The sequence below is a fragment of the Janibacter hoylei PVAS-1 genome (assembly GCF_004025845.1).
GTDB lineage: Bacteria > Actinomycetota > Actinomycetes > Actinomycetales > Dermatophilaceae > Janibacter > Janibacter hoylei.
In genome coordinates this window covers 18,733-32,293 of the sequence record NZ_PIPF01000012.1, presented here as the reverse complement: position 1 = coordinate 32,293, position 13,561 = coordinate 18,733, and the positions used below count along the sequence as shown (strand labels likewise).

Below are 13,561 nucleotides of genomic sequence, written 5' to 3'. Positions count from 1 at the left end.
GGTGCCTGCATGACGCTGGACTTCGCTCTCGAGGAGCACACCCTCGCCAACGGACTGCGCCTGGTCGTGCAGCCCGACGACACGACACCGACCGTCACGGTCAACCTGTGGGTCGGTGTCGGGTCACGTCACGAGGAGCCGGGGCGCACCGGCTTCGCGCACCTCTTCGAGCACCTGATGTTCCAGGGCAGTGCGCACGTGGCCAACGGCGAGCACTTCCAGGCGCTCATGGGCGTCGGGGGGCGGCTCAACGCGACGACCTGGTTCGACCGCACCAACTACTTCGAGACGATCCCCTCGGGGGCGCTCGAGCTGGCGCTGTGGCTCGAGGCCGACCGCCACGCCAACCTCCTCGCGGCGGTCAACCAGGCCAACCTCGACAACCAGCGGGACGTCGTCAAGGAGGAGAAGCGCCAGCGCTACGACAACCAGCCCTACGGCCAGGCGCTCGCGACGGTCTACGCCACGGTCTTCCCCGAGGGGCACCCCTACCACCACCCGACGATCGGGTCGATGGAGGACCTCGACGCGGCGTCCGTGCAGGACGTCCACGACTTCTTCACGGCGCACTACGCGCCGGACAACACGGTGCTGACGATCGTCGGCGATGTGACGGTGCCGCGGGCGATCGAGCTCGTCGAGCGCTACTTCGGGCACATCACGCACCGGGCGCAGCCCCGGCGGGCGCCGGTGGCGCCGCTGCCGCCGCTCAGCGAGCCGGTGCGGGTCGAGGTGGCCGACGAGGTGCCCAACGACCGCATCCACCTGGCCTTCCGGCTGCCGGCCGAAGGGGGCGACACCCGCGACGAGTTCCTCGCCGCGTCGATGGCGCTCGACTGCCTCGGCGGGCTGAGCTTTTCGCCGCTGGAGCAGACCCTCGTGCGTGACGAGCAGCTGGCCAACAGCGTCGACGTGGGCGCCATGGGCTTCGTCGACGGGGTCTCGCTCGGACTCGTCGTCGCGGACGTCGCCGACGGGGTCGACACCGACGCCCTGGAGGAGCGGATCTGCGCCGAGCTGACGGCCTTCGCCGACGCGGGGCCGACGCCCGAGCAGATTGAGGCGGTGCGCGCGCAGGCCGAGCGGGGCTGGCTGTCGGCGCTCGCGGCCAAGGACGAGCGGGCCGACATCATCGGGCACTACACCTGCCTCCACGACGACCCGGGCTACGTCAACACCTTCCTCGACCACCTGGCGGCCGTCACGGCCGAGCAGGTGCAGGCGGCTGCCGACCGGTGGCTGCGCCCGCAGAGCAGGGCTGCCGTCGTCTACCGCGTCGCCCAGGACCAAGAGGAGGTCGCATGAGCGACGTCGAGCAGAGCACACCGGTCGTGCCCCGCCCCGAGGTGCGGCCCGCGGAGGAGTGGAGCTTCCCTCAGCCGCGGGAGACGGTGCTGCCCAACGGCATCCGGGCCCTCGTGCACGACGTGCCGGGGCAGTACGTCATCTCCGTGCGGACCTCGGTGCCGGCGGCCCTGCGGCACGAGCCGCGCGAGGTCGAGGGGGTCGCGTGGATCATGGCGCGGCTGCTCGACGAAGGCACCCGCACGCACGGTCAGCGCGAGCTGTCGGAGCTGCTCGAGCGACGCGGCATCGCGATCGGCGCGGGCATGAGCGAGGCGAGCCTCGGCATCGACATGGACGTGCCGCAGCGTCACCTCGCTGAGGCGCTCGACCTGATGACGCAGTGCCTCACCGAGCCCGAGCTGGCCGAAGGGGAGGTCGCCCGGCTGCGGCGCACCCGCCTGGCGGAGATCGAGCAGGAGCGGGCCTCGGCCGGTCGCCGGGCGCTCAAGCAGTGGGCCGCGACCTACTACGACCCGGCGACCCGGGCCAGCCGCCCGGCGTCGGGGACGGCGGAGTCCGTCGCGGCGATCACGCGTGATGACGTCGTCGCCTTCCACGAGGCGCACGTGCACCCCGAGGGGACGACGGTCGTCGTCGCCGGGGACCTCTCTGGTGTCGACGTCGACGGGCTGCTGGCCCGGACGATCGGTGCGTGGACGACCGGGGGCCGCACGGTCTCGGTGGACCCGGCGCCGGCCCCGCGCGCGGCGGATGCGGCGCGGGTCGTGCTCGTCGACCGCCCGGGCTCCGTGCAGTCCGAGATCCTCCTCGGCAGCCCCGGACCGGACCGGCGGATCGACTCGGGGTGGGCCCCCTTCCCCGTGCTGGGCTACGTCGTCGGCGGTGCGCCCAATGCCCGCATCGACCAGGTGCTGCGCGAGGACAAGGGGTACACCTACGGCATCCGGGCGGGCTTCCGGCCGCGGCAGGTCGGATCGGCCTTCGTGGTGTCCGGGTCGGTGCGCGCCGACTCCACGGTCGACTCGCTGCGACTGCTCACGCAGATCCTCGACGACGTCGCCGGTGGGCTGACCGAGGAGGAGACCCGCGCGGGTGTCGACTTCATGACCCTCACGGCCCCGGGGCGGTACGACACCGCCGACGCCATCGCCGACGAGACGAGCGGGCTGGCGGGCGACAACCTGCCGCTGACCTTCACGAGCGACGTCGTCGCCGCGATGCGCGGGCTGACCGCCGCCGACCTCGACCGGGCCTGGCGCGAGCACGTCTCCGCCGAGCGCACGATCGTCGTCGTCGGGGACGCCGCGCTCTATCGCACCGAGGTCGAGGCCCTCGGTCTGGGGCCGGTGACCGTCGTCCCGAACTAGGGGAGCGAGTCGGCACGTGGTTGTGGGTTGAACCGGTAGCCCTCAGCGCCGGCAGCACGCGGGGGAGGCTCGCCGGCAGGCTGGGCTACCACTTCAACCCACAACCAGATGCAGCCTCTCGAGGTTGTCCACACATCGCGCGAGCCGAGGGCGGCGGGCACTCCCTTCGGCTGTGCTGGCGAGATGATCTACACGAGCCGTCAGGTCCACGCCCGGGTCACCGCCCGCGAGATCTCCCGGGTCATCGCGAGCGGGAGGCTGATCAGGGCAGGCCGCTACTACGTCACGCCGGACACGGCCGAAGGGGTGCGCGCGGCTCTCGCGGCCGGCCTGCGCCCGACCTGTGTCACCGCCGCCGAGGAACACGGGCTGTGGGTGCCGCCGGTGGCGGGGTGGCACGTGTACGCACGGCGCGGGAGTCCGGGGGCTGGGTGGGTCGGCCACGGGTGGCACCCGTCGTGGCCGGAGTCCGGACCGATCGCCTCGCCGGGGCTCCTGCTCCGGCACGCCATCAGGTGCCTTGACCCGCTCGAGGTCGGCATCCTGGCCGACAGTGCTCTGCACGAGGGCCTGCTGGACCAGGACGCGGTGGCCGCGCTGGCTGCGACTGCTCCTCGTGCGGTCCACCGGGTCCTCGAGCGGACGACCGGCACGGCGGAGTCGGGGACGGAGAGCAAGGTCAGGCTCTTCCTGCAGCTCCACAACGTCAGCGTCACCCCGCAGGTGAAGATCCCGGGAGTCGGACGCGTGGACAACCTCGCGGGCCGACGATGGATCGTCGAGTGCGACAGCCGACAGCACCACACCGGCAAGGAGACGTACGCCAAGGACCGGGCGCGTGATCTGCGAGCCCTCGAGCTGGGCTACTTCACGACCCGGCTCACCCACGCGATGGTCTTCGCCGGGTGGTCGAGGACATCGGCCACCCTGGTGCAGGTGATCAGGTCAGGTCGGCACCTGGACCCACCGGATCGCTGGGCCCTCTGACCATGGTTGTGGGTTGAACCGGTAGCCCTGGGCGCCGGCGGCCCGTGGGGGAGGCTCGCCGGCAGGCTGGGCTACCACTTCAACACACCATCAGCGGGGACCAGGGCCCCTCAGGCGTCAGGAGCCAGCCGAGCGAGCACCTCGTCGTGGAGCAGCCCGTTGGTGGCGACGGCATTGCCGCCCCAGGGGCCGGGCGTGCCCTCGAGCGAGGTGAACCGGCCCCCGGCCTCCTCGACGATCGCGACGAGGGCGGCCATGTCGTAGACCTCGAGCTCGGGCTCGGCGGCGACGTCGACCGCGCCCTCGGCCACGAGCATGTAGGACCAGAAGTCCCCGTAGGCGCGGGTGCGCCACATGTCGGAGGTCAGGTTGAGGAAGCTGCGCCCGCGGCCACCCTCGCGCCAGCCGTCGAGCGAGCTGTAGGACAGCGAGGCGTCGCCGAGCCGCCCGACGCGAGAGACGCCGATCTGCTTGGCCTGGGCGAGGGAGCGACCGCTCCACGCGCCGGCACCCTTGGCCGCCCACCAGCGCCGCCCGAGGGCAGGGGCGGCGACGAGACCAACGACGCAGTCCTCTCCGTCGACGAGGCCGATGAGCGTGGCCCAGACGGGCACGCCGCGCACGAAGTTCTTCGTCCCGTCGATCGGGTCGATGATCCAGCGTCGCTGCGACTCACCCGTGCTGCCGAACTCCTCGCCGAGGATCGAGTCGCGTCCGCGGGAGCGGGCCAGCTGCGCGCGGATGGCCTCCTCGCAGGACCGGTCGGCGTCGCTGACGGGGGTGAGGTCGGGCTTGGACTCGACGACGAGGTCGTCCGCCTGGAAGCGGGACATCGTGATCCGCTCGACCTGGTCGGCCAGCACGTGGGCCAGGCGCAGGTCGTCGGCGTAGGGGGAGGAAGCCATGCCGGTCAACGTACCCGGACCGCGGGGGTCGGGCGGTGTCAGCCCTGTGCTTCTTCGCCGGAGCGTGCTCGCAGCAGCCGACGAAGGGAGTCCAGCCGCAGCTCCCCGCCCGGCCCGGCGTGACCGGCCGCCACCCAGGCGTCGAGCGCGCAGTCGGGCTCGTCGTGGGAGCAGCCGCGCGGGCAGCCCCGGTCGGCGCCCTCGGCGAGCTCGGGGAAGTGCCCGATGATCCGGTCGGGCTCGACGTGGGCCAGGCCGAAGGACCGGATGCCGGGGGTGTCGATGATCCACCCCGCCGCGTCCGGGTCCATCTCCGCCTCCGTGGTGCGCATTTCCCTAGGCAAATGCGCGTCGGAGGGGTCGGGAGTGCGCATTTCCCTAGGCAGATGCGCGGGGAGGGGCGGCAGGCGCAGGCCGAGGGCGCTGGTCGAGGTGTGCCGCCCCCGGCCGGTGACGTCGTTGACGTGGCCGGTCGCCCGGTCGGCGTCGGGGCACAGCGCGTTGACGAGCGTGGACTTGCCGACGCCCGAGTGCCCGACAAGCACCGACGTGCGCCCGGCGAGGCGACCACGCAGCTCGGCGAGGCCTTCGCTCCCTTCGGTCAGCACGGACGTGACGACGTGGGGGACGTCGAGCGGGGCGTACTGCGCGAGGAAGTCCTCGGCCGAGGCGAGGTCGGCCTTGGTGAGCACGAGCAGCGGGTCCATGCCGGCGTCGTAGGCCGCGACGAGGCAGCGGTCGATGAGCCGGGGGCGCGGCTCGGGGTCGGCGAGCGCGGCCACGACGACGAGCTGGTCGGCATTGGCGACGATGACCCGCTCGACCGGGTCGGTGTCGTCGGCGGTGCGCCGCAGGACCGTGGCCCGCTCCTCGATCCGCACGATCCGTGCGAGGGTGTCGGGCCGCCCGGAGGTGTCGCCGACCATGGCGACTCGGTCACCGACGACGACGGGGGAGCGACCCAGCTCGCGGGCGCGCATGGCGATGACGATCCGCTCGGGCAGGCCCTCGCCGGCGGGGACGAGCGTCGTCCAGCGCCCCCGGTCGACGGCCGTGACCCGGCCGACGATCGCGTCCTCGTGCTTGGGCCGCTCCTTGGTGCGGGGGCGGGAGCCGCGGCGGTTGGGGCGCACCCGGACGTCCGACTCGTCCCAGCTGCGCGCGGACCTGGCCATCAGCCCTCCGTGGCCTCGAGCATGCCGTCCCACAGGTGGACGAACTGCGGCAGCGTCTTGCCCACCGTCGCCGGGTCCTCGATGACCGTGCCCGGGGCGCGCAGCGCGAGCAGCGCACCGGCCATGACCATGCGGTGGTCGGCATAGGTGTGGAAGGTGTTGGGGCGCAACGGTGCCGGGTCGATCCGCAGCCCGTCCTCGAGCTCGGTGACCCCGACGCCCAGGCCACCCAGCTCGCGCGAGAGCGCCGCGATCCGGTCGGTCTCGTGGCCACGGATGTGCGCCACGCCGCGGATGATCGAGGGCCCGTCGGCGCACGCGGCGAGGGCCGCGACGACGGGGGTCAGCTCGGCTGCGTCGTGCAGGTCGACGTCGATGCCGCTGGGGCGGCCGTCGCCGGCGACGGTGAGCGTGCGGGAGTCGAGGCTGACCTCGGCGCCCATCTGGTCGAGGACGTCGCGGATCATGTCGCCGGCCTGGGTGGTGTGCCCGGGCCAGTCGGGGACCGACACCCGGCCGCCGGCGACGAGCGCGGCGGCGAGGAAGGGCGCGGCATTGGACAGGTCGGGCTCGACGGTGACGTCGAGCGGCAGCAGCTCACCGGGCTCGACCCGCCAGGTGTTGGCCTCGGAGTCGTCGACGGCTGCGCCGGCGTCGCGCAGCGCCTCGACCGTCATCTCGATGTGCGGGAGCGAAGGGAGCGGCTTGCCGTCGTGCACGACCGTCACGCCCTCGTCGAAGAGTGAGCCGGCGAGCAGCAGGGCCGAGATGAACTGGGAGGACGCGGAGGCGTCGAGCACGACGCGCCCGCCGCGCACGGAGCCGGTGCCGTGGACGACGAAGGGGAGCGTGCCTCTCCCTTCGTCCTCGACGGTGACGCCGAGGTCTCGCAGCGCGTCGATGATCGCGGCCATGGGCCGCACCCGCGCGTGCTCGTCGCCGTCGAAGGTCACCGGAGCGCTCGCGAGCGCCGCGACCGGCGGCAGGAAGCGCATGACGGTGCCGGCGAGGCCGCAGTCGACGGGCCGGCCGCCGCGCAGGGTGGCGGGGGTGATGATCCAGTCGGGGGAGCCGCCGGTCGAGGTGGCGTCGTCGACGCCGGCGCCGAGCTGGCGCAGGGCCTGGGCCATGAGCTCGGTGTCGCGGGAGCGAAGGGGGCGACGCAGCCGCGAGGTGTCCGACGCCAGGGCGGCGAGGACGAGGTATCGGTTGGTGAGGGACTTGCTCCCCGGCAGCGTCACGGTCGCGTCGAGGCGACCGGACGCTGCCGGGGCGTGCCAATCAGGACTGGTCATCGCGGGTCAGGACACCGCACTTTTCGCCTGGAGGGCGGCCAGCTTGGCCTCGCGGGCCGCTGCCTTGCGGGCCTGGCGGGCGGTGCGCTCGACGCTCTCGCCGGCGAGCTTGGCGCGGTAGGCGACGCCGGGCTTGCCAGCGGTGTCGACGGCGGCGAGCAGCAGGCCACCCATGAGGCTGACGTCCTTGATGAACTGGGTGATCTTGCCGGCCTTGGCCTGCGGGTCGGACTCGGCCCAGAAGTTGTGCGTGGCCGTCGTTGGGACCATCGTCCCGAGCAGGAGGGTGGAGGCCAGGCGCGGAGCCTTGCCGGTGGCGAGGAGCGCGCCGCCGGCGACCATCGCGGCACCGTTGGCGCGCACGAGCAGCTCGGTGTCGTCGGGCAGCTGGGTCTTGGCCGCGAGCGGCTTGGTGACCGGCTCCGCGGCGGGGGCGTGGGCGGCGGGGAAGCGCAGTGCGTTGATCCCGCCCCAGATGAAGATGCCGGCGAGCATGGGTCGGGCGATGCGACGAACGATCATGGGTGATGCTCCTTGTCGTCGTGGGTGCGTCGGGAGGTTCCCGACGGTACGTCCCTACCGTAGTCGCCGCCGAGGCCTAGGCTCGAGGCGTGTGCGGACGTTATGCGGCCACGGCCAACCCGGATGACCTCATCGAGGAGTTCGAGATCGACGCGGACCGGACGGGTGACCCGTCGCGCTCGATCCTCAAATCCCCGCAGGACCCGCCGCCGGGGACCCCTGACTACAACATGGCGCCGACGAAGCAGGCCCCGGTCGTCCTCACCCGCGTGCCGAAGGGGGCCCTTCGAGGCTCGGGCCCGGGGGCCCTCGCACCTCAGGAACCGGGGGTGGGGGTGCGTCAGCTGCGGCTGCTCACCTGGGGTCTCGTGCCGTCGTGGGCGAAGGAGACCAAGGTCGGCCTGCGGATGACCGATGCCCGCGCGGAGACGGTGCTCGACAAGGCGGGCTTTGCCAAGGCGGCGGTCGCGCGGCGGTGCCTCGTGCCGGCGGCGGGCTGGTACGAGTGGCAGGTCTCGCCGGTGGCGACGGACAGCAAGGGCAAGCCGCGCAAGCAGCCCTTCTTCATCCACCGCGAGGACGGGCAGCCGATCGCCTTTGCGGGGTTGTACGAGTTCTGGCGGGACCGGACAGTGGTCGACAACGACGACCCGCAGGCGTGGCTGGCGACCTTCACGATCGTCACGACGGCGGCCGACCCGGGCATGGACCGCATCCACGACCGGCAGCCGCTGGTGCTCGAGCGGGAGGACTGGTCGCGCTGGCTGGACCCGGGGCTGACCGACCCGGCCGAGGTGGGGGAGATGCTCGCCTTCGCGCAGCCGGGTCGCTTCGCGGCCTACCCGATCTCGCCGGCGGTGGGCGCGACGCGCAACAACGGGCCGGGGCTGCTCGAGCCGCTGCCGGCGTCGGAGCTGGTCGGCGTCGTCGACCCGGAGACAGGAGAGGTGATCAACGGTGGTTGACGCGACCACGGAGGTGTCCACGCAGCAGGGCCCGGCCAGGGTCCACCTCACGCCGGCGAAGGGGGAGCCGCGCGGCTCCCTGCTGCTCACCCACGGGGCGGGCGGCGGCATCGGTGGCGTCGATCTCGTCGCGATCGAGGCGACCTTGCCGCAGCACGGGTGGCAGGTGGTGCTCGTGGAGATGCCGTGGAAGGTGGCCGGCAAGAAGGTCGCCCCCATGCCCCCGAAGCTGGACGCGGCCTGGCGCGAGATCGTCCCGGCGGTGCGCGGGCAGCTGCACGAGCGGGTGGTCTTCGGTGGGCGCAGCGCGGGGGCTCGGGTGTCGTGCCGGCTCGCGGTGGAGATGGGGGCGGCGGGCGTGCTGGCGCTGAGCTTCCCGCTCATCCCGCCGGGCAAGGGCGAGGAGGCTTCGCGCATCCACGAGCTGGTCCCGCCGGTCGAGGCGGGGCTGCCGGTGCAGGTCGTGCAGGGTGCCCGGGATGCCTTCGGCTCGCCGGCGAAGGTCCTCTCCCGGCTGCGGCGCGAGCTCGGCGACCGGGCGGACGAGGTCCTCGCCGAGCAGGTGCGGGTCGACGAGGCGCCGGGCACCCATTCCTTCACCGATGGTGACGCGGTGGCGGCCGCGGTCGTCGACTTCTGGGCCCCCGGCCCCTGAGGAGGAGGCCGTCCACGGCCCCCCGGTCCCTGCCCTTCGAGACGGCGCTGGCGCGCCTCCTCAGGACCCGGAGCGAGGCCGCCTGCGGCCGACGTCTCCCCTCCGGTCCCTGAGGAGCGAGGCCGTCCACGGCCGAGCGTCTCGAAGGGACGTCACCCACATCCCTTCGAGACGGTCGCGGGGCGACCTCCTCAGGGAGCAAGTGAGACAGCACCGGTCCCTGAGGAGCGAGGCCGCCTGCGGCCGAGCGTCTCGAAGGGACGTCACCCCACCTCCCTTCGAGACGGTCGCGGGGCGACCTCCTCAGGGAGCGAAAGTCTCCACTCCGGTCCCTGCCCTTCGAGACGGCGCTGGCGCGCCTCCTCAGGACCCGGAGCGAGGCCGTCCACGGTCGACGTCTCCCCCCGGTCCCTGAGGAGGAGGCCGCCTGCGGCCGAGGTCTCCCCTCCGGTCCCTGAGGAGCGAGGCCGCCTGCGGCCGAGCGTCTCGAAGGGACGCCATCCATCTCCCTTCGAGACGGTCGCAGAGCGACCTCCTCAGGGAGCGGGGGTAAGTCGCGGGGCGACCTCCTCAGGGAGCGGGGGGTAAGTCGCGGGGCGACCTCCGCAGGGAGTGGGGGGTCAGCGGCCGAGGGCGAGCAGGATCGCGAGCACCTCGTCGGGGTCGGTGAGGCGCTCGCCGTAGAGGTCGCGCACCTGGTTCATCCGGTAGCGCACGGTCTGCGGGTGGACGTGCAGCGTCTCGGCGACGAGCTCACGGCGCCCCTGCAGCAGCAGCCAGGCGCGCAGCGTGTCCTGGAGCCGCGCGGCGGTCTCCTCCGGCAGCCCGGCGAAGGGAGCCAGCGCCGCCTCGCGCAGGTCGGCCAGCGCCTCGGGGTCGGCGTGCAGCACGAGCTCCGGCAGCACGGCGTCGGTGTCGACGACCCCGGGCAGGTGCAGCTCGGCGGCGGCGAGGGCGCGGGTGTACGACCCGGCGACCCCGGCCCAGGGGCGGGCGGGGCCGACGGTGGCGGCGTGGCCGTCGAGGATCTCGAGCAGACGGGCCCGTGAGCGACCGCCGCTGTCGGGCACGAGCAGGACGGACTGGTCGGGGCCGGCGCCGGGGAGGTCCTCGGCGAGGGTGAGGGTCCGCGGGTCGAGCATGCCCGCGGTGGTCAGGAGGCGCTGGCGGTCGACGAGCACCGCGGTCAACGTGCGCGGGGGGACCCAGTCGGCGGCGGTGACGGCGTCGTCGAGGGCGGCTTCGGACAGCCCGGTGAGCAGGCCGCGGGTCAGGCGGTCGAGGTGGACGAGGCGCTCGCGCTCGGCGCTGCTCGTCTGCTGGTTGTGACCGGCGACGGAGGCGGCCGACAACTCATCGATGTAGGTGAAGACCAGCTCGGCGAAGCGCCCCAGCGTCGCGGCGTCCACCCCGGCCGCGACCGCCTCGACGGACAGCTCCCGCCACGCGGCGCTCGCGCCGACGCGGTAGGCCGACAGCAGCGCCTCGACCGGCCGCCCCCGCTTGGCCTCGGCCTGCCCGAGCTCGCTGGCAGCGGCGACGCCGACCCCGACCGGGGCCGTCTTGGGCGCGGTCCCGGAGGCCAGCCCGACGAAGCTCGCGAGCGAGACCTGCACCGCCCGCTCGATGATCTTGCCCATCCGCCCCTGGAAGGGCATGTCGTAGGCCGGCACCTGCTGCATGACCTCGGCGACGACGACCGAGGCCACGCGCGGCAGCTGGGCGCGAAGGGCGGCGACCGTCGCCTCGTCGAGGACCAGCCCGGCCGCCTGCCGGGCCGTGCGGCCCGGGCGTGCGGCCCGGCCTGTCGGCCCTGTGCTGTCCACGGCCACGGTCACTCCCTTCGTCCGCCGCCCGGGCACCCAGCCCGCATTTCCCTAGGGGAATACGCAGGCCTTGTCCCGAGCGAACAAATCTCCGGCTCGAACCTTACTCATCAAGGACAGCGTTTGGTCCCGGTTGACCCGGGAGGATGGAGGCATGACAGCAACTGCATCCCGTCCTCGGACCGGGAAGGGCACCCGTTCGCTCCGCGACACCGCTGCCCGCATCGTCCAGGGCCTGGCCACGCCAGTCGTGCCGGACGACTACCTCGACCTCTTCGCCCCCCTTCGCTCCGGGGCCGACCTGCGCGGCCGCATCGTCGCGATCACCCCCGAGACCCGCGACGCCGCGACGATCACCATCCGCCCCGGCCGCGACTGGCAGGGCCACGCGCCCGGCCAGTACATCCGCGTCGGCGTCGACGTCGACGGCGTGCGCCACTGGCGCGCCTACTCGCTGACCTCCGACACGAGCGCCCGTGACGGCCTGATCTCGATCACGGTCAAGGCGATGCCCGACGGCCTCGTCTCCCAGCACCTCGTCCACCGCGCCACGCCCGGCACGATCATCCAGATCGACCAGGCCAGCGGGGACTTCGTGCTGCCGCAGTCGGTCCCGGCGAAGGTCCTCTTCCTCACCGGTGGCTCCGGCATCACGCCCGTCATGGGCATGCTGCGCAACCACGACTTCGACGGTCTCGACGTCGTCCACGCCCACTCCGCGCCGACGGCCGACGACGTGATCTTCGCCCGCGAGCTCGCCGACGCGCCGACCGGCGTGCGCGCCATCGTGCGGCACACCGACGACGAGGGCATGCTCACTCCCGACCAGCTCGACGAGGTCGTCCCCGACTGGCGCGAGCGCGAGACGTGGATCTGCGGGCCGACCCCGATGCTCGACGCCTTCGAGGCGCACTACGCCGCGCACGGCCACACCGAGCTGCTCCACGTCGAGCGCTTCCGCCCGAGCATCGTCGAGGCGGGCGAAGGGGGCACCGCCTCCCTCCGCGTCGGCCAGGAGACCACCACGCTCGCCCTCGACGGCGGCACCACCATCCTCGACGCCGCCGAGGACGCCGGCGTCCTCATGCCGAGCGGCTGCCGCATGGGCATCTGCTTCGGCTGCGTCCTGCCCATGACCGACGGCTCCGTGCGCGACCTGCGCACCGGCGAGCTGACCACGACCACTCCCGACGACCCCGCGGTCAAGGTGCAGACCTGCATCTCCGCGGTCGCCGGCTCCTGCACGATCGAGACGACGGAGAGCTGACATGACTGCCACCCTCGAGCGCCCCACCCGCACCACCGACGCCCGCATCACCGGCGGCCGGTCCGAGGTCGTCCACACCCGCGTCAATGCGAGCGACGACCCGATCGCCCACCTGACCCCCGAGGACATCGAGGAGATCGGGCGCGAGCTCGACGAGATCCGCGCCTCGGTGATGGACGACCTCGGCGAGGCCGACGCCCGCTACATCCGCCGGATGATCTCCACCCAGCGCTACCTCGAGATGGGTTCGCGGGCGGTGCTGCTCTTCAGCGGCAACCCGATCGCCTGGGTCGCCGGCACCGCTGGCCTGAGCGTCGCCAAGATCCTCGACAACATGGAGATCGGGCACAACATCATCCACGGCCAGTGGGACTGGATGCGCGACCCCAAGATCCACTCGTCGGTGTGGGAGTGGGACAACGTCACCCCCGCCGACCACTGGAAGAACAGCCACAACAAGGTCCACCACACCTACACCAACGTCGTCGGCCACGACAACGACCTCGGCTACGGGATCATGCGGGTCGACGACGCCCAGAAGTGGTACCCCGCCTACCTCGCGCAGCCCCTGCTCAACTTCGTCAACGCGACCTTCTTCGAGTACGGCATCGCCGCCTACGACCTCGAGCTCGGCGCCAACTGGAAGACGCGCCAGGACAACCCGCAGTGGCAGGCCGAGGCCAAGCAGGTGGTCAACAAGATCAAGAAGCAGGCCGCGAAGGACTACCTGCTCTTCCCGCTGCTGTCCGGCCCCAACGTCGTGTCGACCCTTGCCGCGAACTTCGTCTCCAACATCGTGCGCAACTACTGGACGCACTCGGTCATCATGTGCGGCCACTTCCCGGCGGGGGTCAAGACCTTCACCAAGACCTCGATCGACGGGGAGACCCGCGGTGAGTGGTACCTGCGCCAGATGCTCGGCTCGGCCAACATCTCGGGGTCCAAGGCGATGCACATCGCGACGGGCAACCTCAGCTACCAGATCGAGCACCACCTCTTCCCGGACATGCCGAGCCGCCGCTACCAGGAGATCGCGCCGCGCATCCAGGCGCTCTTCGACCACTACGGCCTCGACTACGTCACCGGCCCGCTGCACCGCCAGGTCGCCTCGGCGTGGAGCGAGATCATCCGCCTGTCCCTGCCCAACGACACCTCGCTGCGGCAGACGGTCCACATCCTGCGGACGAAGGGGATGAAGGGCCTCAAGGCGCGCGCCCGCGCCACCCGCCCGCGCGTGGCCGGCTGACCCGTCCGTGTCGCCTCCCGTGGTCGGTGGCCGGTCCCCGTAG

General features: G+C 72.6%; 12 protein-coding genes. 7 read left to right on the top strand and 5 right to left on the bottom strand.

All coding sequences use genetic code 11. The annotated features are described in order from the left end of the window. Window positions 1–9 precede the first annotated feature (9 nt). The 3 genes from CWN80_RS12380 to CWN80_RS12370 all read left to right on the top strand — a co-directional run bounded on the left by CWN80_RS12380 (window position 10) and on the right by CWN80_RS12370 (window position 3,662). A complete protein-coding gene (locus CWN80_RS12380; RefSeq protein ID WP_007929688.1) occupies window positions 10–1,305 on the top strand; it encodes a M16 family metallopeptidase in 1,296 nt (431 codons plus the stop codon). Then, window positions 1,302–2,675 carry a M16 family metallopeptidase gene (locus CWN80_RS12375; protein ID WP_128277376.1) on the top strand — a complete coding sequence of 458 codons (1,374 nt, stop codon included), beginning with the start codon at window positions 1,302–1,304 and terminating at the stop codon, window positions 2,673–2,675. Before CWN80_RS12380 ends, CWN80_RS12375 begins: the two co-directional genes overlap by 4 nt. A 183-nt stretch (window positions 2,676–2,858) precedes the next feature. Beyond that, window positions 2,859–3,662, top strand: a complete 804-nt coding sequence (locus tag CWN80_RS12370; RefSeq protein ID WP_128277375.1) for a hypothetical protein — start codon at window positions 2,859–2,861, stop codon at window positions 3,660–3,662. Window positions 3,663–3,772: 110 nt separating this feature from the next. On the opposite strand, the gene hisN is transcribed toward CWN80_RS12370, so the two are convergent. From hisN to CWN80_RS12350, 4 genes are read right to left on the bottom strand one after another with little or no spacing between them, the layout of a single operon-like run. Next, entirely contained in the window at window positions 3,773–4,567 is a 795-nt protein-coding gene (gene hisN, locus CWN80_RS12365; RefSeq protein WP_007927938.1) for a histidinol-phosphatase, read from the bottom strand. A gap of 38 nt (window positions 4,568–4,605) precedes the next feature. Continuing rightward, on the bottom strand, window positions 4,606–5,742 hold the full coding sequence (gene rsgA / locus CWN80_RS12360; RefSeq protein WP_128277374.1) for a ribosome small subunit-dependent GTPase A: 1,137 nt from the start codon (window positions 5,740–5,742) through the stop codon (window positions 4,606–4,608). Then, a complete protein-coding gene (aroA, locus tag CWN80_RS12355; RefSeq protein WP_128277373.1) occupies window positions 5,742–7,037 on the bottom strand; it encodes a 3-phosphoshikimate 1-carboxyvinyltransferase in 1,296 nt (431 codons plus the stop codon). Before aroA ends, rsgA begins: the two co-directional genes overlap by 1 nt. Before the next feature lie 6 nt (window positions 7,038–7,043). After that, a complete protein-coding gene (locus CWN80_RS12350; RefSeq protein ID WP_007927941.1) occupies window positions 7,044–7,559 on the bottom strand; it encodes a DoxX family protein in 516 nt (171 codons plus the stop codon). Window positions 7,560–7,648: 89 nt separating this feature from the next. Here CWN80_RS12350 and CWN80_RS12345 point away from each other — a divergent pair, with 89 nt between their 5' ends. Continuing rightward, window positions 7,649–8,524 carry an SOS response-associated peptidase gene (locus CWN80_RS12345; RefSeq protein WP_128277372.1) on the top strand — a complete coding sequence of 292 codons (876 nt, stop codon included), beginning with the start codon at window positions 7,649–7,651 and terminating at the stop codon, window positions 8,522–8,524. Continuing rightward, entirely contained in the window at window positions 8,517–9,179 is a 663-nt protein-coding gene (locus tag CWN80_RS12340; protein WP_128277371.1) for an alpha/beta hydrolase family protein, read from the top strand. Before CWN80_RS12345 ends, CWN80_RS12340 begins: the two co-directional genes overlap by 8 nt. Before the next feature lie 620 nt (window positions 9,180–9,799). On the opposite strand, the gene CWN80_RS12335 is transcribed toward CWN80_RS12340, so the two are convergent. Continuing rightward, window positions 9,800–11,011, bottom strand: coding sequence for a PucR family transcriptional regulator (locus CWN80_RS12335; RefSeq protein WP_238148226.1), 1,212 nt, complete (start codon window positions 11,009–11,011; stop codon window positions 9,800–9,802). A gap of 148 nt (window positions 11,012–11,159) precedes the next feature. Here CWN80_RS12335 and CWN80_RS12330 point away from each other — a divergent pair, with 148 nt between their 5' ends. Next, window positions 11,160–12,272 (top strand): ferredoxin reductase, encoded by a 1,113-nt coding sequence (locus tag CWN80_RS12330; protein WP_040881319.1) that lies wholly within the window; start codon window positions 11,160–11,162, stop codon window positions 12,270–12,272. Window position 12,273: 1 nt separating this feature from the next. Continuing rightward, on the top strand, window positions 12,274–13,518 hold the full coding sequence (locus tag CWN80_RS12325) for a fatty acid desaturase family protein (RefSeq protein WP_007927949.1): 1,245 nt from the start codon (window positions 12,274–12,276) through the stop codon (window positions 13,516–13,518). Window positions 13,519–13,561: the final 43 nt, after the last annotated feature.